Source organism: Aurantiacibacter rhizosphaerae (assembly GCF_009807005.1).
GTDB classification, from domain to species: domain Bacteria; phylum Pseudomonadota; class Alphaproteobacteria; order Sphingomonadales; family Sphingomonadaceae; genus Alteraurantiacibacter; species Alteraurantiacibacter rhizosphaerae.
Genome location: NZ_WUBR01000001.1, coordinates 181,990 through 204,493 on the forward strand (window position 1 = coordinate 181,990; position 22,504 = coordinate 204,493).

General features: G+C 62.4%; 18 protein-coding genes. 12 read left to right on the plus strand and 6 right to left on the minus strand.

The window, feature by feature from the left end; all coding sequences use genetic code 11:
• Positions 1 to 5 precede the first annotated feature (5 nt).
• Positions 6 to 1,202 carry a M20 metallopeptidase family protein gene (locus tag GRF63_RS00940; RefSeq protein WP_160484149.1) on the minus strand — a complete coding sequence of 399 codons (1,197 nt, stop codon included), beginning with the start codon at positions 1,200 to 1,202 and terminating at the stop codon, positions 6 to 8.
• 248 nt (positions 1,203 to 1,450) lie between these two features.
• Here GRF63_RS00940 and GRF63_RS00945 point away from each other — a divergent pair, with 248 nt between their 5' ends.
• Both GRF63_RS00945 and GRF63_RS00950 read left to right on the plus strand, forming a co-directional pair.
• Complete coding sequence (locus GRF63_RS00945) at positions 1,451 to 2,479, plus strand: diacylglycerol/lipid kinase family protein (RefSeq protein WP_160484150.1); 1,029 nt, start codon at positions 1,451 to 1,453, stop codon at positions 2,477 to 2,479.
• Entirely contained in the window at positions 2,476 to 3,369 is an 894-nt protein-coding gene (locus tag GRF63_RS00950) for a hypothetical protein (protein WP_160484151.1), read from the plus strand. The genes GRF63_RS00945 and GRF63_RS00950 overlap by 4 nt, the downstream gene beginning before the upstream one ends.
• A gap of 3 nt (positions 3,370 to 3,372) precedes the next feature.
• Here GRF63_RS00950 and GRF63_RS00955 read toward each other — a convergent pair whose 3' ends face one another.
• On the minus strand, positions 3,373 to 3,858 hold the full coding sequence (locus GRF63_RS00955; RefSeq protein ID WP_160484152.1) for a DUF2141 domain-containing protein: 486 nt from the start codon (positions 3,856 to 3,858) through the stop codon (positions 3,373 to 3,375).
• A gap of 234 nt (positions 3,859 to 4,092) precedes the next feature.
• On the opposite strand from GRF63_RS00955, the gene rpe reads away from it, so the two are divergent.
• From rpe to dxs, 6 genes are all read left to right on the plus strand, one after another.
• A complete protein-coding gene (gene rpe / locus GRF63_RS00960; protein WP_160484153.1) occupies positions 4,093 to 4,758 on the plus strand; it encodes a ribulose-phosphate 3-epimerase in 666 nt (221 codons plus the stop codon).
• Positions 4,755 to 6,674 (plus strand): heparinase II/III family protein, encoded by a 1,920-nt coding sequence (locus tag GRF63_RS00965; RefSeq protein ID WP_237392244.1) that lies wholly within the window; start codon positions 4,755 to 4,757, stop codon positions 6,672 to 6,674. Before rpe ends, GRF63_RS00965 begins: the two co-directional genes overlap by 4 nt.
• A gap of 10 nt (positions 6,675 to 6,684) precedes the next feature.
• Positions 6,685 to 8,307: a bifunctional phosphoribosylaminoimidazolecarboxamide formyltransferase/IMP cyclohydrolase gene (gene purH, locus GRF63_RS00970; protein ID WP_160484154.1), complete on the plus strand. Its 1,623-nt coding sequence runs from the start codon at positions 6,685 to 6,687 to the stop codon at positions 8,305 to 8,307.
• A gap of 322 nt (positions 8,308 to 8,629) precedes the next feature.
• Positions 8,630 to 9,304 (plus strand): peptide-methionine (S)-S-oxide reductase MsrA, encoded by a 675-nt coding sequence (gene msrA, locus GRF63_RS00975; RefSeq protein WP_160484155.1) that lies wholly within the window; start codon positions 8,630 to 8,632, stop codon positions 9,302 to 9,304.
• A 65-nt stretch (positions 9,305 to 9,369) separates the two neighbouring features.
• A complete protein-coding gene (locus tag GRF63_RS00980) occupies positions 9,370 to 9,834 on the plus strand; it encodes a Fur family transcriptional regulator (RefSeq protein ID WP_160484156.1) in 465 nt (154 codons plus the stop codon).
• A gap of 85 nt (positions 9,835 to 9,919) precedes the next feature.
• On the plus strand, positions 9,920 to 11,851 hold the full coding sequence (dxs, locus tag GRF63_RS00985; RefSeq protein ID WP_160484157.1) for a 1-deoxy-D-xylulose-5-phosphate synthase: 1,932 nt from the start codon (positions 9,920 to 9,922) through the stop codon (positions 11,849 to 11,851).
• A gap of 95 nt (positions 11,852 to 11,946) precedes the next feature.
• Here dxs and GRF63_RS00990 read toward each other — a convergent pair whose 3' ends face one another.
• Genes GRF63_RS00990 through GRF63_RS01000 form a run of 3 tightly spaced genes read right to left on the minus strand, consistent with a single transcriptional unit; the run spans position 11,947 to position 16,348 of the window.
• The gene (locus GRF63_RS00990; protein ID WP_160484158.1) at positions 11,947 to 13,320 is read right to left on the minus strand and encodes an amidohydrolase family protein; all 1,374 of its coding nucleotides are present in this window, start codon (positions 13,318 to 13,320) and stop codon (positions 11,947 to 11,949) included.
• The gene (locus GRF63_RS00995; protein WP_202131533.1) at positions 13,317 to 14,705 is read right to left on the minus strand and encodes an amidohydrolase; all 1,389 of its coding nucleotides are present in this window, start codon (positions 14,703 to 14,705) and stop codon (positions 13,317 to 13,319) included. Before GRF63_RS00995 ends, GRF63_RS00990 begins: the two co-directional genes overlap by 4 nt.
• 5 nt (positions 14,706 to 14,710) lie before the next feature.
• On the minus strand, positions 14,711 to 16,348 hold the full coding sequence (locus tag GRF63_RS01000; protein WP_160484159.1) for a peptide MFS transporter: 1,638 nt from the start codon (positions 16,346 to 16,348) through the stop codon (positions 14,711 to 14,713).
• A gap of 176 nt (positions 16,349 to 16,524) precedes the next feature.
• Here GRF63_RS01000 and GRF63_RS01005 point away from each other — a divergent pair, with 176 nt between their 5' ends.
• On the plus strand, positions 16,525 to 16,863 hold the full coding sequence (locus GRF63_RS01005) for a GntR family transcriptional regulator (protein WP_160484160.1): 339 nt from the start codon (positions 16,525 to 16,527) through the stop codon (positions 16,861 to 16,863).
• Between the two features lie 180 nt (positions 16,864 to 17,043).
• On the plus strand, positions 17,044 to 17,328 hold the full coding sequence (locus GRF63_RS01010; RefSeq protein WP_160484161.1) for an integration host factor subunit beta: 285 nt from the start codon (positions 17,044 to 17,046) through the stop codon (positions 17,326 to 17,328).
• A gap of 133 nt (positions 17,329 to 17,461) precedes the next feature.
• On the opposite strand, the gene GRF63_RS01015 is transcribed toward GRF63_RS01010, so the two are convergent.
• Positions 17,462 to 20,035: a TonB-dependent receptor gene (locus tag GRF63_RS01015; protein ID WP_160484162.1), complete on the minus strand. Its 2,574-nt coding sequence runs from the start codon at positions 20,033 to 20,035 to the stop codon at positions 17,462 to 17,464.
• Positions 20,036 to 20,363: 328 nt separating this feature from the next.
• Here GRF63_RS01015 and GRF63_RS01020 point away from each other — a divergent pair, with 328 nt between their 5' ends.
• Both GRF63_RS01020 and GRF63_RS01025 read left to right on the plus strand, forming a co-directional pair.
• Entirely contained in the window at positions 20,364 to 21,176 is an 813-nt protein-coding gene (locus GRF63_RS01020; RefSeq protein WP_160484163.1) for a CmcJ/NvfI family oxidoreductase, read from the plus strand.
• 90 nt (positions 21,177 to 21,266) lie between these two features.
• Positions 21,267 to 22,496: a serine hydrolase domain-containing protein gene (locus GRF63_RS01025; protein ID WP_160484164.1), complete on the plus strand. Its 1,230-nt coding sequence runs from the start codon at positions 21,267 to 21,269 to the stop codon at positions 22,494 to 22,496.
• The last annotated feature ends 8 nt before the right edge of the window (positions 22,497 to 22,504 follow it).

Genomic DNA, 22,504 nt, shown 5'->3' on the forward strand with positions numbered 1-22,504 from the left:
GGAGGTCAGTCCCAGCCGTTTTCCAGGAAGTTCAGCGCGCAACCTGCAAGGAAGGCGCTGCCGCGCGGCATCACGCTTTCATCCAGCACCATCCGGCTGGAATGCAGGCCGCAGCAGCCCTTCCAGTCCACCCCTTCGGCAGCGGCGCCCAGGAAGAACATCGCGCCCGGCACTTTTTCCAGCACGTAGGAGAAATCTTCCGCGCCCATCGTGGGGGCGGGCCGGTCCTCCCACGGATTTTCTCCGCCAAGGCCCGTTGCCACCGCCTTGCCCAGCGCCACGGCGCGCGGATCGTTGATGGTGGCGGGGAAGCCATCGGTAAAGCGTACCTCCGCCTCGCACCCATGCGCGCGGGCCACGTTCTCCACCACGCGGGTTATCATCTCGCGAATGACCTTGCGCCGTTCGGGCGACAATGTGCGGATGGTGCCCTTCATTTCCACGCTGTCCGGGATGATATTGTGCGCCGATCCGGCATCGATCCGGGTGACGGAGACGACGGCAGCTTCGGAGGCATCGAAGCGGCGCGTCATCATGGTTTGCAGGGCCAGCACGATTTCCGCGGCAACGGGAATCGGATCGACCGCGTCATACGGCATGGAGGCATGGCCGCCACTGCCGCGCACGGTGATATCCAGCTGATCGGCGGAGGCCATCATGGCCCCGGCGCGCGCTTCCAATCGGCCATGCGGCGCGTTGGGCCACACGTGCAGGGCAAAGGCGGCATCGGGCAGTGGATCGATCAATCCGTCTTCCAGCATGAAGCGCGCGCCGTGATAGCCTTCTTCTCCCGGTTGGAACATGAATTGCACCTCGCCCGTCAGGCTTTCCTGTCGCGCGGCCAGTACGCGCGCCGCACCCACCAGCATGGCGGTGTGCGCGTCATGGCCGCAGGCGTGCATCCGGCCCGGCGTCTGCGATGCAAATTCTAGGCCGGAATGTTCATCCATCGGCAGCGCGTCCATATCGCCGCGCAGCAGCACGCTGCGCCCGGCCGTTGCGCCTTTCAGCACGGCCACTGCGCCGGTGCAGGAGGGGCCTTCGCGCCATTCCAGTGGCAGATCGGCCAGTGCCGCCTTCACCTTGGCCAGCGTCTTGGGCGTATCCAGGCCCAGTTCCGGTTCGGCATGAATGGCGCGGCGCAGGGCGGTGATGGCCCCTTCGTGCGAACGGGCGGCGCTCAATAATTCCTCGGTCAGCATGACAGTCCCCGGATTGGTTAGGGCGGAGGATGCAGCCCCCGCAGGTGATTGAAAACGTAACTATGCCACCCATCTTGCATTTCTGCACCACACAAACCGATGGAAACGTGGCGCGATACGATCAATGCCAAGGCAAGTTATCGCCGATTGGCACCGAAAGGCAGGGCGGTTGCGGCAAGGCCACGGCAGGCTGGCTTTTGCAAAAACCGTGGCATTTGGCGCAGCCTCATGTTTAAGGCGATCAGGTAATGGACGGTAGCATTCATCTTTTCGAGCGCTTGCCGCAAGTCGATTCGGTTCCGCAATCCGAAAAACAGATCGCGCAGCCGTCTGCCCGCGCGCGCCCGCTGGTGGGGCTTATCCGAAATGTGCGCAGCCATCGCAACGAAGGGCGTCAGCAGGCAGAGGTGCTGGGCGACAATGTGCTGCTGGCAACGCCGCACCGCCGCAGCGAGCTGGCAGGCGTGCTGGCCGATTTCGCGGCGCAGCAGGTGGATTATCTTGCCATAGATGGCGGCGATGGCACGGTGCGCGATGTGTTGACCTGCGGTGCGGGCGTGTTTGGCGAAAGCTGGCCGACGGTGATTATTCTGCCGGGCGGCAAGACCAATGCGCTGGCGCTGGATCTTGGCGTTCCTACCGACTGGTCTTTCGACGACGCGCTGACTGCCATTGAAAACGGCAGGCTGGTGCACAGGCACCCGCTGGTGATCGCCCAGCGTGATAATGAACGCGCGCAGGTGCGCGGCTTTGCCATGGGGGCAGGCGTCTTCAACCAGGTGATCGCACTGGGGCAGCGCAGCCACGATCTTGGCGCTTTCAACCATGCGGTTGTGGCCATCACTGGGTTGTGGAGCGTGGGTCAGGCGATTCTGGGCTTTTCCGGCAACAAGTGGCGGCAGGGCACGCCCATGCGCATCCAGCAGTCGGATGGCACGGAATTGCCGCATCTCGGCGGTCTGCCCGCTAGCGAGCGGTACATGCTGTTTGCATCCACCCTGCAGAAATATCCCGCCGGGCTGGATCCGTTTCACGATGTTGACGGACCGCTGCAGGTGGCGGTGCTGGACAATGCGCGTCGCCGATTGTTGTTCGGCCTGCCGGCCATGCTGCGCGGCAGCGCCAGCGCCAAGACCCGTCGCCGCGGCTATCACGCCTTTGGCGATACCGCGGTGGATCTGGATCTCAGCCAGTCTTTCATCCTTGATGGAGAGGCATTTCCTGCCGGACAATACCGCGTTTCCGCAGGGCCGAAACTCCGCTTCGTCGTGCCATGATGTTGCGGTCGCGCATCGGCGGGGTGCTTTCGCGCGAGGTTGACCCGGCGGTATCGTCCTTCGCGGAACGACTGGCGCAGGAAAGCGCCGCGCTTGGCGTGTTGTTCTATGGATCGAACCTGCGCACCGGCCTTCGCGAAGGGGTGCTGGATTTCTACGTCCTGGCAGATGGGGCGGCGGAGAAGGGGTTGTGGCCCACCGTATCCTATCGCGAGTGGGATCATGAAGGAGAGGTACTGCGCGCCAAGATCGCCACCATGACGCTGGCCAAGTTTTCGAAAGCCGCGCGGGGCGAAACCATCGATACCACCATCTGGACGCGCTTCGTGCAGCCCAGCGCGCTGGTGTGGTGCCGCAACGATGCGGCGCAGCTGCAGATCAGCGCGGCGATAGAGGCCGCCGCCATCACCGCCGCGCGGCTGGCCGTGGCTGTCGGCCCGGAAGCGGGGGTGGAGGAGGATTACTGGCGCGCGCTGTTCCGCAACACCTATCGCGCCGAATTCCGCGTGGAGAAACCGGGGCGGGAAGATTCCATCCTGTCCCTGAACCCGGATCATTTTTCCGGCTTGCTGCCCGATGCGCTGGCGGCGGGCAGCATTCCATACGGGCGCGAGGGTGAAATCCTGACCCCGCGCATCACCGTGGCCCAGCGCGCCGATATCCTGTCATGGTGGGAAAAGCGCCGCCGGATGGGCAAGCCGCTGAACATCGCGCGACTGGCGCGGGCCACGCGCACCTTCGATGGCGCAGCACGCTATGCCGCCTGGAAGGTGGAGCGGCACACGGGCCAGGCTATCGAGGTGACCCCGTTCAGGGAAAAACACCCGATCCTGTCCGCGCCTTCCGTCGCGTTCCAGCTGTGGCGAGCACGGCGCAAGGGCCGCGATTAGGCTCTACATATAGCGCATGCGGATGGACATCGGCAGCACTTCGCGGCCGATGGAAAAGCGCGTCTTGTCGATGCCGGGCTTGCCCAGGTTGAAGATGTTGATGCTGGGATTGTTCGACATTCCGCCGCCGTCACTGGTAATATCGGTGCGGCCATTGTTGTTCTTGTCGTGCCGGATTGCGATCGCATAGTTGCCGGGGCGCGGCACGGGCATGCACACCTGCATGGTGCTGCCGCGGGCAGGCACCTCGATCCGGTTCAGCCAGCGCCCGTTTTCCAGCCAATCGGCCTTGGTGCCGGGGTAGAGCTGAAGCCGCAGGGTGCCGCTGCCGCCCTCGATATTGGTCACATTGATCCACACGGCCGGCCCATTGCCCTGACAGGGGGTGACCGAATGGCGGATTTCGTTGCGGTACTGGGCGTGTGCAGGCGCGCTTAATCCGATGGCGATTGCCGCCATGGCGAAAAGACGAAGAAATTGCCTGGTCATTAAACTTCAGTTCCTTTGGCCAGATTATATCGCAAGCACCACAAAAGGCGGCCAATTCGGCGATATTCACTGACAATAGCTGTTATTTGCCAGACTCTTGCCACTTGAGCAGTGAACCGGGGCTGAAGCGCCCTGCAAGCCCGCGCTAAGGACGTTGCAGTGCAACACTGGTGGAAAACGCTCTTGACGCAGCTTGTTACACGATTCGCGCACCTATAACGCGGGAAGTTGATTATGACCCAGCCCCTTATCTCTCCCTCGATCCTTTCTGCCGACTTTGCAAAGTTGGGCGAGGAAGTGCGCGCAATCGATGCAGCCGGTTGCGACTGGGTGCACGTGGACGTGATGGATGGCCACTATGTGCCCAACCTTACCATCGGTCCGGCAGTGGTAAAGGCCCTGCGGCCACATTCCGCAAAGACATTCGATGTGCACCTGATGGTGTCGCCTGTGGATCTGTGGATCGATCAATTCGCCGATGCGGGCGCCGATATTATCACCGTTCACCCAGAGGCCGGTGCCCATGTGCATCGCAGCATTCAGGCGGTCCGCGCCGCTGGTTGCAAGGCGGGCATATCGCTGAACCCTGCCACGCCTGCCAAGATGCTGGATTACCTGCTGGAAGAAATCGATCTTGTGCTGATCATGAGCGTGAACCCCGGTTTCGGTGGGCAGAGCTTCATCCATTCGCAATTGCGCAAGATCGAGGCCGTGCGAAAGATGATCGACAAGGGCGGGCATGACGTCCTGATCGAGGTGGACGGCGGGGTGAATGTCGAGACCGCCCGGCTTTGCGTTGATGCAGGGGCCGATGTACTGGTGGCGGGCTCTGCCACCTTCAAGGGTGGGCCGGATTGTTACGCTGCCAACATTTCCGCACTTCGGGGAGACGCCAGTTGAACGCACACTCGGCCGAGCTTGCAGGCAAGGCCCGTCGCCAAGGCGGCACAAAGATCGGGCGCAGCGACCTGGAAAAGAACGGCCAGTTGGCCATCCCCCTGGGCAGGGAATCGCGCGAGGACCTGATCGCGCAATCGCCTGAAATTCAGCCTGACACACAGCCTGACCCCGAGCCCACCGGCGACCAGTCTCATACCGATCTGGCCACCGATCGCGCGCTGGTGATCACCGATTTCGCCCCGCCATCCACCACCGCATCGGAACGGCTGATGCGGCTGGCCTTCAGCATGGGCGTTTCCCACAGCACCATCGTTGCGCCGTTTCGCAAGCCCCTGCGCCCGCGCCTGCTGGCCACGGTAAACACTCCGCTGGAGGGTGATCGCGCTGCCGGAATGGCGCTGCGTGCCGGGCATTTCTACATCTACGGGGTGAAGGCATCCTTCGCCCAGGTGGACATGGGGCCACTGGGCAATCTCAGCCCACCGTTCGAACGCGTGGTGCAGGGCTTCACCTGGCTGCGTGATCTCGCCACATCCGGCACTCCGCCGCAATGCCGCCAGGTTGGCGAACGCCTGCTGGTATCCTGGCTGGATGCCAATCCCGTGATCGGCAAGGGGCCGGCGTGGAAGGTGGAGAATGTCGGACTGCGGCTGCTGGCGTGGCTGGTGCATGCACCGCTGCTGATTTCCGGCGAAGACCGCGCTTTGCGCCACCGCGCGCTGAACGCCATTTCCGATACCGCGCGCTGGCTGGATCGCCATGTCGGCAAGGCGGATGATCGGCTGGGCGAAGTGGCCGGGTGGTGCGCCATCACGGCTGCGGGATTGCTGCTGCCCGAAGGCAAGCCGCGCCGCCTTTACGGAGAGGCGGGCCTGGCGCGCGCATTGGGTGAAGCCGTTGGCGAGGATGGCGGATTGCTGTCACGCAGTCCCGATGCGCAGATGCAGGCCATCGCCAATCTGATAGACCTTCGCGCCTGTTACGCGGCTGCCGGGCATGAACCGCCTAAACTGCTGGCCACCATGCTGCACATGCTGGTGCCGCCACTGCTGGCGCTGACCCACAGCGACGGCGGCTTGGGCAATTGGCAGGGCAGCGGCGCGACAAAGGCATCGCGGCTTGCGCAACTGATCGGCGCAAGCGGCGTGCGTACACGTCCGCTCAAAGAGCCGAGCGGATGGGGCTATCAACGTGTTACCGCGCGCAAGGCCACCTTGCTGATGGATGGATCTCCGCCGCCGCTGGGCCAGCATGCCCGCCACGGCTGTGCGTCCACGCTGGCGCTGGAATTCAGCCATGCGGAACATCGCCTGATCGTGAACTGCGGCGGTGCGGCGCTGGCGGGCGGACAGGTGCCGGTGCGGATCGAGCAGGGCCTGCGCGCCACGGCGGCCCATTCCACCATGGTTCTGGGCGATGCCAACTCCACATCCGTGCTGATCGATGGGAAGCTGGGCTCCGGCGTTGGCGAAGTGCAGATCGACACGCGGCAGGTGAAGCTGGAAAACGGCTCTGCCACGCGGATCGAGGCCAGCCATGATGGCTATGCCGGCCGCTTTGGCCTGATCCATCGCCGCATCGTGATGCTGCGCGAGGATGGGCAGGAATTGCGCGGGGAAGATGTGCTGGTGCCATCGGGCCGCAAGGGCAAGCGCGGCAAGGTGCCCTTCGCTATCCGTTTCCACCTTGGCCGCAATGTCGAGGCGACACTGGCCGAAAGTGGCAAGGGTGCTAGCCTTTCCCTGCCCGACGGCAGCCTGTGGCAATTCGTCACCGGGGCAGACAGCCTGTCGATCGACGAAAGCATGTGGGTCGATGGCAATGGCAGGCCGCATCCGGTACAGCAGTTGGTGATAGAGGGTTTGGCCTCGCGCGGCGGCGGCAATTTTGCCTGGCTGCTCAAACGAATGGGATAGATTACACAGCATGACGGACGTTGCGATCAAACGGGCACTGCTTTCGGTGTCCGACAAGGCAGGTATTGTGGAATTGGGCGGCAAGCTGGCGAAGGCCGGGGTCCAGCTGGTTTCCACCGGCGGCACGGCGCGCACCCTGCGCGATGCGGGGCTGGATGTGCTGGACGTATCCGACATCACCGATTTCCCCGAGATGATGGATGGCCGCGTGAAGACGCTGCACCCCATGGTCCACGGCGGGCTGCTGGCCGTGCGCGATAATGAGGATCATACCGCTGCGATGGACGCGCATGATATCGGCGCAATCGATCTGCTGGTGGTGAACCTCTACCCGTTCGAGGAAACCGTGGCGCGCGGTGCCAGCCGTGACGAGATCGTCGAGAATATCGACATCGGCGGCCCGGCCATGGTGCGCTCTGCGAGCAAGAACCACCAGTTCGTGACCATCGTCACCGATCCTTCGGATTATGACGAGCTGACTACGGAGCTGGCAGAGCACGATGGCGCCACCACGCAGGCCTTCCGCACGCGCATGGCGGCGAAGGCATTCGCCAAGACGGCCAGCTATGATGCGGCAATTGCCAACTGGTTTGCCTTTGGCGATGCCTACACCAACCCGCTGGGGGCAGAGGCGCTGAAGGCGACGCCGTTCGTAGAGAAGATGCCGCTGGCGTTCTCCAAGAAGGATGAATTGCGCTACGGCGAAAATCCGCATCAGACCGCTGCTGTCTATCTGCCGCAGAATGCCGGTGTGCAGGGCGTTCCGCAGGCGGTGCAGGTGCAGGGCAAGGAATTGTCCTACAACAATTACAACGATGCCGATGCCGCGCTGGAACTGGTGGCGGAATTTGCCGGTGGCGATCCGGCGGTGGTGATCGTGAAGCACGCCAATCCTTGCGGCGTTGCGCAAGCCTCAACCTTGCTTGAGGCGTGGCAGCAGGCACTGGCGTGCGACAGCGTTTCGGCCTTTGGCGGCATCGTGGCGGTGAATCGCCCGCTGGATGGGCCAACGGCGCAGGCGATCTGCGAAATCTTTACAGAAGTGGTGATTGCGCCCGGCGCCGATGATGCCGCGCGGGAAGCTTTCGCCGCCAAGAAGAACCTGCGGCTGCTGCTGATCGAGGATTTTCCGCAGGCGGATCGCGAGGGCTTCCAGATCAAGACCATTGCGGGCGGCATGCTGATGCAATCGCGCGACAATGGCGTGATCGGGGCAGACGATCTGAAAGTCGTGACGAAGCGCCAGCCCAGCGAGCAGGAAGTGGCCGATGCTCTGTTCGCGTGGAAGGTGGCAAAGCACGTGAAATCCAACGCCATCGTCTATGCCAAGGACGGGGTAACGGCGGGCATCGGTGCAGGCCAGATGAACCGTCGCGATTCGTCCCGCATCGCCGCCGTGCGCGCTGCCGAGGCTGCTGAGGCGGCAGGGTGGGACGCGCCGCGCACGAAAGGCAGCGCAGTCGCATCAGACGCCTTCTTCCCCTTTGCCGACGGCTTGCTGAGCGCGGTGGAGGCGGGCGCCACCATGGTGATCCAGCCCGGCGGCTCCATGCGCGATGACGAGGTGATTGCAGCTGCCGACGAAGCTGGCATCGCCATGGTCTTCACCGGGATGCGCCATTTCCGCCATTAATTGCTTGTGACGGGGCGGGCCGCGACCGGCCGCCCCTCGCAGCTGGCAAGCTTAAAGCTCAGCCCGTGCCGCCGTTGGCTGGCTGCGGCACGTTGAATCGTGCCTTAGCTGCGATGGAGCCAGCGCAAATGCCGCCCGAATTCAGCGGCTTGAAAGTAACCTGGTGGTAGGTTCGTGAGGAAATAAGCAATAAACACAGAATTTCGGGACAGCCCCACATGGAACTTTTCAACGCCGAACTCTATCGCTCCTTCCTTGCAGGATTTGCAGTAACCGCTGCAGTGCTCGCAGCGAATATCCTTCCGAACCTCGGAGGAATTTGATGAATATTAAATCGCTTTTCGCTGCAACCATGCTGAGCCTTTCGGTTTGCGCGCTGCCCGCCACTGCATCTGCCGAAGAGGTATTTGATGCACCCGTGGCCGCACGCCAGGCGAAGGAAACGGGCTTGCAGACGGCCATTTTCGCTGGCGGTTGTTTCTGGGGTATCGAAGGTATCTTCAGTCACACGCGCGGCGTGACCAGTGCCGTAGCAGGCTATCACGGCGGCAATTCCGGCACGGCCACGTACAGGCAGGTGTCTTCCGGGATGACGGAGCATGCCGAGGCCGTGCGTGTAACCTACGATCCGTCGGTCGTGCGCTATGACCAGCTGTTGCAGATCCTGTTCTCCGTTGGTGCGGACCCCACGCTGCACAACCGCCAAGGCCCGGACCGCGGCCCGCAATATCGCGCCGCCATCGTGCCGGTAACAGCAGAGCAGCGCGCCGTCGCGCAGGCCTATGTGGCGCAGATGGAACGCTCCGGCGTGTGGGACAAGCCGATGGCCGTAAAAGTTGAGAAGCACCGTCGTTTTTACGAGGCGGAGGCCAACCATCAGGACTACATGCTCAACAATCCCAACAGCGGCTATATCCGCCGCTGGGATGCGCCCAAGGTGGAGGCGTTGCAGGAGCATTTCCCGCAGCTTTACCGCGCACGTTTTCGCACCGGCTGATTGCCGCGCGGATGCAGCCCAACGGCTAGATTGCCGTTGGGCACTTGCGCGCCTATGTAATGCCCATGGCAACACGGCATAATCATTCCGAACATTCCGGCGACCAGCTTGTTGATGAGGCTGGCAAAGTCCTTTCCGATGCTGGCGAGCAATGGACCGCCATGAGGGAGGACGTGTTCCGCGCGCTGGCCGATCAGCAGCGCCCGGCATCCGCCTATGACATTGCAGAAGAGGTGGGCAACCGCCGCGGCAAACGCGTGGCCGCGAACAGCGTTTATCGTATTCTGGACCTGTTCGTGCGCACCAATCTTGCCAACCGGATCGAGAGCGCCAACGCCTATCTCGCCAATACCCACCCCGGCTGTCGCCATGATTGCGTATTCATGATCTGCGACGATTGCGGGCAGGCCGATCATTTTGATGACGACAAGCTGACCAATGCCTTGCGGGAGGCCGGCAGGGCGCATGGCTATGCAAATGTCAGCCCGGTGGTGGAACTGCGCGGCCTGTGCAGCGATTGCGCCGGATGACACCGGTACGACCTGCGCCAAGCCGTGCAATTTCATCGATGAACCGTTCATCGACAGGCCAGATTTCTGCGTGTAGACCCAAGTTATGACAACGCGCCCGCAAACGCCATTGCTCGACACGGTCGACACGCCAGCTGACCTCCGTAAGCTCAAGCCGGAGCAGTTGCGCCAGCTTGCCGATGAGCTTCGTACAGAGATGATCGACGCCGTGGGTTCCACCGGCGGGCACCTTGGTTCCGGCCTTGGCGTGGTGGAATTGACCACCGCCATTCATTACGTTTTCAACACGCCCGAAGATCGCCTTATCTGGGATGTTGGCCACCAGGCCTATCCGCACAAGATCCTGACCGGGCGGCGTGATCGCATCCGCACCCTGCGCCAGGCGGGCGGGCTGTCCGGCTTTACCAAGCGTAGCGAGAGCGAGTACGATCCGTTCGGCGCCGCGCACAGCTCCACCTCCATCTCGGCAGGCCTTGGCTTCGCCGTTGCCAACAAGCTGAACAAAAAGCCGGGCAAGGCGATTGCCGTGATCGGCGACGGCGCGATGAGCGCGGGCATGGCCTATGAGGCGATGAACAACGCCGAACAGGCGGGCAATCGCCTGATCGTGATCCTGAACGATAACGACATGTCCATCGCCCCGCCGGTGGGGGGCCTGTCCGCCTATCTGGCGCGCATGGTCTCCAGCAGCGAATACCTGGGCCTGCGCTCGCTCGCGTCCAAGGTGGCCAACAAGATCGGCCGGCGCGTGTACAATTCGCTGCACAAGGCAGAGGAATACACGCGCGGCATGGTGACGGGCGGCACGCTGTTCGAAGAGCTGGGCTTCTACTACGTCGGCCCGATTGACGGGCATAATCTGGATCACCTGATCCCCGTGCTGGAGAACGTGCGCGATTCCGATCAGGGCCCCGTGCTGGTCCATGTCGTGACCACAAAGGGCAAGGGCTATGCGCCCGCAGAAGACAGCGCCGACAAGTATCACGGCGTGCCCAAGTTCGACGTGGTGACCGGCGAGAAAGCAAAGTCCAAGGCTGGGCCGCCGGCCTATCAGAACGTGTTTGGCGAAACATTGGCAAAGCTTGCCGAAACCGATGATCGCATCTGCGCCATCACCGCGGCAATGCCCAGCGGCACCGGGGTGGACAAGTTTGCCAAGGCGCATCCTGATCGCGCCTTCGACGTCGGCATTGCAGAACAGCATGGCGTCACCTTTGCTGCCGGGCTTGCCGCTCAGGGGATGCGTCCGTTCGCGGCGATCTATTCCACATTCCTGCAGCGCGCCTATGATCAGGTGGTGCATGACGTGGCGATCCAGAACCTGCCGGTTCGCTTTGCCATAGATCGCGCCGGCCTTGTTGGTGCCGATGGTGCGACCCATGCAGGCAGCTTCGATGTGACATATCTCGCCAGCCTGCCCAATTTTGTGGTGATGGCCGCCGCTGACGAGGCGGAACTGGTGCATATGACCTATACCGCTGCCGAGTATGACGAAGGGCCCATCGCCTTCCGCTATCCGCGCGGGAATGGCGTGGGTGTGGATCTGCCCGAAATCCCGCAGAAGCTGGAAATCGGCAAGGGCCGCATCGTGCGCGGAGACGAGTCCGGCGGCAAGGTCGCCATCCTGTCTCTGGGCGCGCGACTGGAAGAGGCGCGCAAGGCGGCTGACCAGCTGGAGGCAAAGGGCCTTGCCACCACGGTTGCCGACATGCGCTTTGCCAAGCCGCTGGACGAAGAAATGATTCGCAAGCTGGCCGCCACGCATGATGTGCTGGTGACGGTGGAAGAAGCCTCCATCGGCGGGCTGGGCGCGCATGTGCTGACCATGGCGAGCGACGAGGGTTTGACCGACGGCGGGCTGAAAATCCGCACCATGCGCCTGCCTGACATGTTCCAGGATCATGACGATCCGGCAAAGCAATATGACGAGGCCGGACTGAACGCACCGCAAATCGTGGACCGGGTGCTCAGCGCACTGCGGCACAATTCGGCAGGTGTCGAAGAGGCCAGAGCCTGAGGCTCGGCCTCAATCGCTCTTGAGAACAGAAGTCTGAACAGCAAAAGGGCGGAACCCGCAGATCCCGCCCTTTCCCCCTGTCCAGCGCCTTGAGCTTATCGCTCGTAGGCGCGCGGTAACTTGCTTTCATCCAGCGACCTGTAGCGGTCGCGAAGGCGCGTCTGGTGATTGACAAGCGGCTGTTCCACCCCGTCGATAAACACGCGTACGGGGGCGGAGCTGGTTTCCAGCGGATCGCCATCCCACACCACGATATCGCCATGCGCGCCCTGCGCCAGAACGCCCACGCGGCCTTCCAGGCCAGCAATGGCGGCGGGCACGGATGTGATCGCGGCGAAAGCTTCGCCCCAGCTCATGCCGGTGGCGCCGGGCACGCGGTTCAGCGCAACCATGTTGCCCGCCATCTGCGGCAATCCTCGCGGATGATCTCCGCTGCTGTCATAGCCGCCGATGGCCACGGTAACGCCCGCGTCCAGCATGCGGCCCACATTGCTTTGCGTGGCGGCCAGTTGCTCGAATGAAACGGGCAGATCGCGCAGCGCGGCGGAGATTACCGGCACCCCGGCGGCAGCGATGCGATCCGCCACCATCCAGCCTTCGGCCACGCCCACCAGAACCATGTCGAGCGCGGGAAATTCTTCCTTCAGGGCAAGGATGGAAAGAATGTCACTGGCGCGTTCCACTCCGACGTAAAGCTTCTGTTCGCCATTCACGACGGGCACCAGCGCGGCAGCATCGAAACGCGTCAGCAATACATCGCTGGACCGGTCGGCATCGGGCGTGAAGCGCGCATCGAGGCCGATGGTCTGGCCCAGCCTGTTGCCGTCCGTCTTGCGTCCGCCGGTAAGCTGCGCGGCATCGCCGAAGGATCCGGCTTCCAGCAAGGCATTGCGCAGCAGGGCGTGGGCAGAGGTTCGGCTGCCGCCTGCCAGCCATGCCCCGCGCTCGCCCATTTCCACGTACTGGAAGGCGCGCGGATGGCGCACGGCATCGTAATCCGCGCCAAGATCCACGATAGCGCCTTGGCCTGCGAAGATGGAGGCACCCGCGCCCGGCATCACGCTGGCGCGGGTCACCCCGCCAGCGCGGCTGTAGGCGAAATCCTGCGCATTGGGATTGATCACCGGCGATACGTCCAGCGCCGCGCCGAAGGGCGAATCGCTGGCGTTCACATCATTGCTTTGCGCAACGGCATCCACATCCACCAGACCGAGATTGGTGATGGAGGCGAAGATGCCGGGCGTCACCCACATCCCGCTGCCGTCCACGGTCTGCATGCCCGCCGGCACGGCAACGCCGCTGCCTGCGGCCACCACGCGGCCGTTCTGCACCACGACGGTGGCGTTGGTGATCGGATCGCTGCCATCGCCGGTAGCGACGGTTGCACCGGTGATGGCGATATCCTGCGCGGCGACCGGCGTTGCAGCCAGCGCGAGGGCAAAGGTGGCGAGCGTGAGGAGGCGCTTCATTTCACGTCTCCTTCGCCGGGCTGGCCCAGCTCAAAATCGCTGACCGGGCGCATCGCGGAATCGTTCATGTCATACATCATCGCGCCATCGATCCACACCATTTCGGGGCGTGAATAGACGGACAGCGGATCGCCGTTCCACAGCACCACGTCGGCCATCTTGCCCGCTTCCAGGCTGCCGGTCATATCGGCAATGCCCATGGCGCGCGCGGCGTTGAGGGTGATCCACGAAATCACATCGGCATCGGCAATGTCTATGCCCATGCGGCGGCCATCGGCCTGCGCCTTTGCCGCTTCCTGATTCAGGCGCTGGATGCCGTTCTCGTCATCGGAGTGGATCACCACGCAGGCACCCTGGTTCTGGATCAGGGCGGCGTTTTCCGGGATGGCATCGTAGGCTTCCATCTTGAAGCCGTACCAGTCCGCCCACACCGCGCTGCACACGTCATTATCGCGCAGCATATCGGCGATTTTGTAGCTTTCCACCGCGTGGTGGAAGGCGGCGACCTTGTAGCCGAATTCTTCAGCCATGCTCATCACCAGCGCCATCTCGTCTGCGCGATAGCAGTGGTTCTGGATCATGATATCGCCCGACAGCACGCCAGACAGCGTTTCCATTGCCAGGTCACGATCGGGATCATCCTCGGCCATGTAATCCTGCGCCTCGATCCAGGTTTCGCGATTGACCGCGAAATTGCCCATGCGGGTGGAGGGCGCGCGGCCCCTGCCCCCATAGACACGCTTTGGATTTTCGCCGCAGGCCATTTTCATGGAATAGGGCGCGCCGGGAAATTTCATGCCCTGCACCGTGCGGCTGGGCACGTTCTTCAGCGTGACGGAGCGGCCACCCATCAGGTTTGCCGAGCCGGGCAGGATCTGCAGGGCGGTGATGCCGCCATTGGCCAGCGCGCGGCTGAAGCCGGGGTCCTGCGGCCACACGGAATGCTCTGCCCAGACTTCGGGCGTTGTGGGGCTGGTCGCCTCGTTACCGTCGCTGTGAGCGTCCACGCTGGGGGTGGGATAATCGCCGAGGTGGGAATGGATATCGATGATGCCGGGCGTCACGAAGCGGCCCGTGCCATCCACGCGGGTATAGCCCGCCGGAATGGCAAGGCCCGCATCGCCAATGCCGACGACCTTGCCATCGGCAAACAGCACGGTGCCGTTCTCGATCCTGCCGCCTGCCCCATCATAGATGGTGGCGCCCACGATGGCCGTGGGCTGGCCGGGATAGGCCTGGTAGGTGGAGGCGTAAGGCTCCTCCCCCGCAACAGGCGCGGCGCCGGTTGCCGGACGCTCTTCACCCGCGGTGGTACACCCGGCCATGGCCAGCGCCGTTGCGGCCAGCAGGGCGGCGGTGCCGCCCTTGTTAAAGTGACGACCCATATCGCTTATCCCTTCGGACGGGTTGTGGGATGGATGCCGGCGCCCTGCGGCTCACCCGGACCTTCGGACTGGCCTTCAAGGTCGTCGCCCACATCGTCATCCGCAAGCGTATCGAGATGCATCAGCTTCTTCACCCAGCGGGCGATCAGGATAACAACGATACCCACGGCAATCGCGACCCAGCCGATCTGCTGGTAGATTGCCATGGTGCCTTCACGGGTCATCTCGCCATCTTCACCGCCGGTAGCGGCGCCGATCATACCGGCGACGAAGTTGCCGCCAGCCGTGGCGAAGAACCATGCACCCATGATCAGCGATGCAAGGTGCCGCGGTGCCAGGTGATTCATTGCGCTCAGCCCGACAGGCGAGAGGCAAAGCTCACCCGTGGTGTGGAACAGGTAGATACCGAACAGGAAGATCACCGGGATCAGCTCGTTCGCCCCAACCGATGCCGCGCCCCATACAAGCACGAGGAAGCCGAAACCGAGCTGCACGAGACCAAGGCCGAACTTGGCAGGCGTGGAAGGCTCCAGCCCGCGGCGGCCAAGCCAAGTCCACAGGCCGGCGAATACAGGTGCCAGCAGGATGATATAGATGGGGTTGATCGACTGGAAAATCGGGGCAGGAACGCCGCCCAGATCGATGAAGCGATCGGTGAACAGGTTCAGCGAACCGCCGGCCTGCTCGAACAGGCCCCAGAACAGGGGCTGCAGGGCGATCAGGAAGAGGATGGCGAACATGCGTTCACGCGGATGCTTGTCCAGCTTGAACGCTTCGACCAGGACATAGGCCAGCAGCGCCACGCCGCAGACCAGCATCAGCCCGCCGACAACGGACTGGTACTGGATCAGCAGCCACATGATGGCAACGCCGATGGCACCGATGCCGTACATCGTCCATTCCGTGCCCTTGGCCAGCGGCTTTGGCGGTTCGCCCTGGCCCAGCAGCAGCGGCTTGCCGAGGATGAAGACGATGAGGCCCAGCAGCATGCCGATACCCGCAGCGCCGAAGCCGTAGGCCCAGCCGATGGTAACGCCCAGGTAACCGGCGATGATCGTACCGATCGCGGCACCCACGTTAATGCCCATGTAGAAGATGGTGTAGGCACCATCGCGGCGCACGTCCGTGCGCGGATACAGCTGGCCCACGATCACCGAGATATTGGCCTTCAGGAAGCCCGAACCCACGATGATGAAGCTGAGCGCCAGCCAGAAGATGTTGATCGTGGGGTCGTTCTGTCCGCCCGTCCCCTCAAACGCCATGAAGAAGTGACCCAGCGTCAGCAGAACCGCGCCGAACAGCACGGCCTTGCGCTGGCCCAGATAGCGGTCTGCCAGCCAACCGCCCAGCACCGGCGTGATATACACCAGGCTGACGTAGGCACCGTAGATGATGTTGGATGCGCTATCGTTATAGAGCCAATGCTGCGTGAGGTAGAAAATCAGCAGCGCACGCATGCCGTAGTAGGAGAAACGCTCCCACATCTCGGCGAAAAAGAGGATGTACAGGCCCTTGGGATGGCCGCCGACTTCGGGTTGCTTGCGCGTTACCGCCCAGGCGCCGGCTATCAGGAAAAGCGCAAGAACGACTGACGCGATTGCCACGATCCAGTCGCCCTCGTTCCACAGGGCCATGTCTTTCATTCGTACGTCCTCAAATGATTCGCGATCCGGCTCTATCCAGACTCGTCGCTAAAAACGGGCACCCTAACGATAGTTTTGCTCATGTGAAGCCAAGTTGCGATTGAAACCGTCTAAGCCATGCATTTTTCTGGCCATCTGCTTGACCTGACCCGCTGTATTATGGCACTCACTCACCCATGGCCGATACACGCCCTGTCTACCTGCGGTTGCGAGAGCAGATTGCCGCCGCCATCATCGACGGTAGCTATCCCGAAGGCGAGATGCTGCCATCGGTGCGCGCCTTTGCGGCGCAGCAGGGGGCCAATCCGCTGACGGTGGCCAAGGCTTATCAGCAATTCCAGTCGGACGGGCTGATCCGCGTGCAGCGCGGTGTGGGCATGTTCGTGCGCGAAGGCGCGGCCGATCGTTTGCGCCAGGCGGAGCGGGATCTTTTCCTGCAGGAGGAGTGGCCGGAAATCCGCAAGCGCATGGATCGCCTTGGCCTGAAACCGGCCGATTTGCTGAAGCTTGCCTGATCCCGCTTGATCAGCCCTATGCCCCGCTGCGCATGGCGAATTTGCCGTTAACAATTATCGCCCATGGCGATTGCGAAACGGACGTCTTTCTGGCAGTTTGATATCAGCAACGCGCTTCGGGTCTGCGCATCCATGCAACAGGGCTGCCATTCGTATGCCCAAACCCGTGGGGGAAAATAATTGATACGGTCGGAACTTCTCCAGGCCCTTTGCGCAGACAATCCTGATCTGCGTCCAGAGGAAATCGAACAGGTTGTGGATGTCTTCTTCGAAGAGATCACGCAGCGTCTTGCCGAAGGGGGCCGTGTTGAATTGCGCGGCTTCGGCACATTTTCCACCAGAGAGCGCGAGGCGCGCACGGGCCGTAACCCGCGCACCGGTGCATCGGTGGATGTTCCAGCAAAGCGCGTGCCCTATTTCAAACCGGGCAAGGAAATGCGCGAAAGGCTGAACCCGGAAAGCTGATCCTTTCCGGCATTGGCTGCACATAAAAGGGGCGCGGACTTGATCAAGTCCGCGCCCCTTTTGTTTTGGTATTCACTGCGGAGAGAAACCTCCGACCCGGCGCTGGCCGGATCGGGGTGTCGTTCTCTCCAGATCAGAAGTCGCGCTGTACCGAGACGGCGAAGGTACGCGGCATGCCGGGCACACCGGTCACCACGCCCAGCGAACCCGTCACGTCGCTGACACTGAGGTAGTAATACTTGTCCAGCAGGTTCCGCACTTCCAGCGCGACCGTCCAGTCCTCGTCAGGCGTGGTGTAGGCCACGCGTGCATTGGCCAGGAAGCGGCTGTCGATACGGCTCCAGATGGAGTTGTTGGCTTCAGTGAAGATCTTGGACTGATAGGCGCCGTCCAGGCGGGCCATCATCGAACCACCACTGAAATCGTAATCGTACTGGATGCCAAGGCTCCCAGACCATTCCGGCGTGTACGGCGTGATCTCGTCACCCGTCAGGCCCGACGTACCCGTGTCGGTATACTGGAAGTCGAGATAGGCGATACCGCCGTCAAGCGACAGTCCGTCCACCGGATAGGCGGAGAATTCCAGCTCGAAACCCTTCACCTCGGCAGAACCGACATTGTTCGGCTGCAGACATGGCGAGCCGGGGCACGCCGTCAGCTGCAGGATGATGTCACTGTAATCATTCCAGAACGCGGCACCGTTCAGGCGCAGCGTACGATCCAGAAGGTCAGCCTTGAAGCCGACTTCATAGGTGATGATCGTTTCCGGATTGAACGAGTTGATCTGGTTACACGGTGCCGTCGATCCGGGGGGCAGGGCAGAACAATCGCCGGCCGATGGGCCGAAGAACGGACGCGGGTTCACGCCGCCGCCCTTGAAGCCCGTGGTAACGGAAGCATAGGTCAGGAACTGGTCGGAGAAGCGGTAATCCGCCGCAATGCGCCAGTCCCAACGATCGCCCTTGAATTCACCCGGTACGTCAAACAGGCCGGTCAGCAGGCAGTTCGGCGTGTTGCCGATGCCGGTTGGACCTGCGGTTGGCGCGCCAAGGAAGAACTCACACGCCGGGATGCCCGGAATGAACAAATTGTCTGCTTCGCGGAAGGGCACCGTGCCATCCGGGTTCGACCGGAAGTAGGTGTAGGTCTTCTTATCCTTCGTATAACGGATGCCGCCGGTAAAGCTGAGCATGTCCGTTGGGCGGACGGTTGCCGTGGCGAACACGGCCTTGGTGGTGCTGGGCGTGGTGTCCGGCCCGTGGATGAAGTCAATCCCGGCGTAGTTCAGATCCACGCGCGCCGTGTATTCACCATCCTGATCGAGGTAGAAGCCGCCCACCGTGCCTTCGACGAAGCCATCGGCCACTTCGAAGTTGAGGCGCACTTCATGGCTCCACGCGCGGTGGTTCAGCTGGTTATCCAGCTGCGCGACCGGAACCGGCGTCGCATCCTGATCCTGGCCCCAGATGGATTCATATTCACGCCACGAAGCAATCCACACCAGCTGCATGTTGTCGGACACGTCATAGGTCATGTTGCTGTGCACGCCCCAGCCGCTGAAATCCTGGTTCTGCAGGGCGAAATAGGGCTTGTAAGGCGCCTGCTGTGTAGGCTCCTTCGCGTCGAGGAAGTTGGAGTAGGCGATGAAGCCCGGATCGCCGTAATCCCCGCTCAGCGTATCACAGCTGTAGGGGCCGGTAGGCACGAAGGCGCAGTTTACAGGAACGTTGGTGCCGTCCACGCCCACCAGCCACGGGTTGCCATTGGCATCGGTGGCGGGGTTGGAGGAGAACGGATCGAACGGGAATGCGCCGCCGGTTGGTTGACCGGCTGCGATCAGGACGGTCGGCCCTGCTTCACCCTGTGTCGAGGTGTAGTCGGCAGAAATGTTCCATTCGAAGCGATCGCTCGGCTCCCACCGCAGCGCGATACGCCCTGCCGCGGTAGAGCTGCCACCCATGGTGATCCGGTCCGCATTGTCGCGTCCACGCGCAAGGTTGCTGGGAACGTTGGAGCCGGGGTGGGTGAGGCCGTAATCGAGCTGCGTGACATAACCATCCACGCTGCGACCGAAGCCCGACACGCGCACGGCCACATCTTCCGTAACGGCGAAATCGGCCATGCCGCGCATTTCGATGCGATCGAAAGAGCCATAGGTGGCACGCAGGTAGCCCGAACCGTCACCCTTGGGGCGCGCGCTGAACAGCTTGATCGAACCACCGATGGAGTTCTTGCCGGCCAGCGTACCCTGCGGGCCGCGCAGGACTTCGATACGGTCAAGGTCCATCAGTTCCAGCAGAGAAGCGGACAGCGTCGGGATGAAGACATCATCGACATAAACGCCAACGCCCGGATCGAGCGCGTAGTTGAAGTCCACCTGGCCCACGCCGCGGATAAAGGCGATCAGGCCGGAGCCGCCGTTCTGGGGCTGCGGCGTCAGCGTGACGTTCGGGGCCTGGTTGGCGACCTGCGAGATATCGGTCTGGCCGCGTGCTTCCAGCATGTCGGCATTGACGGCCGTGATGGCGATTGGCGTGTCCTGCAAATTGGCTTCGCGGAATTCCGCCGTCACCACGATGACGTTGGTCTGGTTCTGGCGGGTTTGCGAATCTTCCTGCGCTGCCGATTCGTCCTGGGCAAAGGCTGGCGTGCCAATGCACGCGGCAATCGCCAGCGACGACGCGACGCTGAGCTTCTTAAACTTCATATTGCATCCTCCCTAAGGCAAGCCGTTGAAAACGACCTGCAAATGCTATGGCTTCGTTCACCCTATTGGTGGGTGTTGCGAATTGCTGGAAAGGACGATGCAACAATGCCACGTCCGCATCGCGGGCAGCATGTCTCAAAATTTCCTCTCCAGTCGCCTTTGTACAATCACGACCGTTACGATCAAGCCCATTGCGCAGGAAAGAAATACGTGGGACAAATTTGTCGCAATCAAGCAACACGCAGTGGCCGCCATCTGAAACGAATGGGTTGCGACGGGCTGTCTTTGAAGAATGCTGCTGTTGCGATTCGGAGGAGAGGCCAGGCCCATGCAGGCGGACGCAGAAACGATCACTCGCGATGTAGAGGCCGATATCCGTTATATCGTGCGCGGCGAGAAGGCGACGTTCTACGCAGGTGACAGGGATCGCAGTTACTGGCCGGGCGAAGAGCACACCGTCACCATCCACGATATCCGCAGCGAAAAGCCGCTGCTGGCATTTGATCGTAACGGCTTTGTCGTGCTGGACGAAGCCGCACCGATCACCGATTTCGATGATCCCGCAAATCTGGAAACCTACAGCCGTTATTGCGAGGACACGGTTCAGCGGCTGACCGGCGCATCAAAGGTCGTCAGCTTCGGAGGAATTCGCCGCACCAGTTCCACCGGCACCCACGGGCACAACCAGCCCGCCGTAGGCGCACATGTGGATTATGGCGCAAAGACCGTGGCCGATTACACGCGCCAGATCCTTCCTGCCGATGAGGCGGAGGAGCGGCTGGCGAAGCGGCACATGCTGTTCAACCTCTGGCGCCCGCTTGCCACGGTGGAAAGCGCGCCCTTCACGCTGTGCGATGCCAGCACGGTGCGGCGCGAGGATCTGTTTCCCAGCGAGATCGTGGGCGGTCTCGGCGGGGTGGATTTCTCGCTCTGGGGTTTCAACCTTGCCTATCGGCCCGATCATCGCTGGTGCTGGCTGCCGCAGCAGCGACCGGAAGAGATGATGGTGTTCAAGCTGTTCGATACAGATCCGCAAGCGGTGCAGTTCACCGCCCACACCAGCTTTACGCCGCCCGATGTGTCCGATGATGCGCCCCCGCGCTCCAGCATGGAGCTGCGCACCATCGCTTATTTCGACTGAACCGGAGAAGCCGCTTGTCGGCGGGGCACTGCCTCGCTTACGCTAACGATCGTTAGAGTCTAAAAAGACCGGACATAGGGAGAGCGAAGCTTGGCGCAGATCGATTTCGCGCAGGACGTAACCGCACGCGGTGCAACATTCCCGCTGCACGGCCATGTTGCCGCAGGCTTCGAAGGCGTTGCCGAGGCCTTTGCCACCAACTTCAGGGAAGAAGAGGAGCTGGGCGCCGCCTGCAGCGTGGTGATCGACGGGCAAACCGTGGTGGACCTGTGGGGCGGATATGCGCGGGCGGATCATTCCGCCCATTGGGACAAGCACTCCACCGTCTGCATGATGAGCGTTGCCAAGGGCGTGACCGGCATCGCCTTCAACATGCTGGCCGATCGCGGCCTTGTCGATTTCGATGAACCGGTGGCGACATACTGGCCGGAATTTGCGGCTGCCGGGAAAGAGGCGATCACCGTACGGATGATCCTGGATCACACGGCCGCGATCCCCGTGCTCACCAACGATGTGATGTATCCCGGCGGCCTGCTGGATTACGACAATTACATCCGCGCGCTGGAGGTGCAGGAGCCGCTGTGGCAGCCGGGCACCGTGGCGGCCTACCACGTGCATAACCAAGGCTTCCTGCTGGGTGAGATCATGCGCCGGGTCACGGGCATGACCGTTGGCCCCTTCCTGCGCCAGAATGTTACCGGCCCGCTGGGCGCGGAATATTACATCGGCGGGATGGACGCAGAAGAGCAATCGCACGTGGCGGAAGTTCTGCCCAACACCAAGGCCCGCCTGTTCGCGGCAAAGGATCAGGCCATGCCGGATAAGCCCACCACGCCCGAAGGGTGGCAGGATGGCGCGGTTCTGCGCAGCTTTGCCTTTCTGCAGAACGCGAAGGAGCCGTGGTACGACACGATGAATTCCGCCCGCTGGCGCGAGGTGGAAATCGCCAGTGGATCGGGCCACGGCAATGCCCGCGGCGTGGCCCGCATCTATGGCGCGGCCACGGGCGAGGTGGACGGGGTGGATCTGCTGTCCGATGCGCAACTGGAAGCCATGATCGAAGAACAGCACAACCAGGTGGAACTGTTGCAGGACCGTCCTTATCACCAGGCGAACAGCGTGCTGCTGAATTCGCCGGTGGCGGTTTACATGGGGCCGAACATGCGCAGCTTTGGCCATCACGGCCTTGGCGGTTCGATCGGCTTTGGCGATCCCGACGCGAAGCTCGGCTTCTCTTACTGCTGCAACCAGATGCACGCCGTGGGTGACAACGGCCCGCGCGCGCGCCGATTGATCGATGCCGTTTACGCGGCTGTTTGAAAGGATAG

Bases quoted from the DNA above. Each gene is read 5' to 3' on its own strand.
- GRF63_RS00940 (WP_160484149.1), bottom strand. From the start codon at position 1,202: ATGCTGACCGAGGAATTATTGAGCGCCGCCCGTTCGCACGAAGGGGCC.
- GRF63_RS00945 (WP_160484150.1), top strand. From the start codon at position 1,451: ATGGACGGTAGCATTCATCTTTTCGAGCGCTTGCCGCAAGTCGATTCG.
- GRF63_RS00950 (WP_160484151.1), top strand. From the start codon at position 2,476: ATGATGTTGCGGTCGCGCATCGGCGGGGTGCTTTCGCGCGAGGTTGAC.
- GRF63_RS00955 (WP_160484152.1), bottom strand. From the start codon at position 3,858: ATGACCAGGCAATTTCTTCGTCTTTTCGCCATGGCGGCAATCGCCATC.
- rpe (WP_160484153.1), top strand. From the start codon at position 4,093: ATGACCCAGCCCCTTATCTCTCCCTCGATCCTTTCTGCCGACTTTGCA.
- purH (WP_160484154.1), top strand. From the start codon at position 6,685: ATGACGGACGTTGCGATCAAACGGGCACTGCTTTCGGTGTCCGACAAG.
- msrA (WP_160484155.1), top strand. From the start codon at position 8,630: ATGAATATTAAATCGCTTTTCGCTGCAACCATGCTGAGCCTTTCGGTT.
- GRF63_RS00980 (WP_160484156.1), top strand. From the start codon at position 9,370: ATGGCAACACGGCATAATCATTCCGAACATTCCGGCGACCAGCTTGTT.
- dxs (WP_160484157.1), top strand. From the start codon at position 9,920: ATGACAACGCGCCCGCAAACGCCATTGCTCGACACGGTCGACACGCCA.
- GRF63_RS00990 (WP_160484158.1), bottom strand. From the start codon at position 13,320: ATGAAGCGCCTCCTCACGCTCGCCACCTTTGCCCTCGCGCTGGCTGCA.
- GRF63_RS00995 (WP_202131533.1), bottom strand. From the start codon at position 14,705: ATGGGTCGTCACTTTAACAAGGGCGGCACCGCCGCCCTGCTGGCCGCA.
- GRF63_RS01000 (WP_160484159.1), bottom strand. From the start codon at position 16,348: ATGAAAGACATGGCCCTGTGGAACGAGGGCGACTGGATCGTGGCAATC.
- GRF63_RS01005 (WP_160484160.1), top strand. From the start codon at position 16,525: ATGGCCGATACACGCCCTGTCTACCTGCGGTTGCGAGAGCAGATTGCC.
- GRF63_RS01015 (WP_160484162.1), bottom strand. From the start codon at position 20,035: ATGAAGTTTAAGAAGCTCAGCGTCGCGTCGTCGCTGGCGATTGCCGCG.
- GRF63_RS01020 (WP_160484163.1), top strand. From the start codon at position 20,364: ATGCAGGCGGACGCAGAAACGATCACTCGCGATGTAGAGGCCGATATC.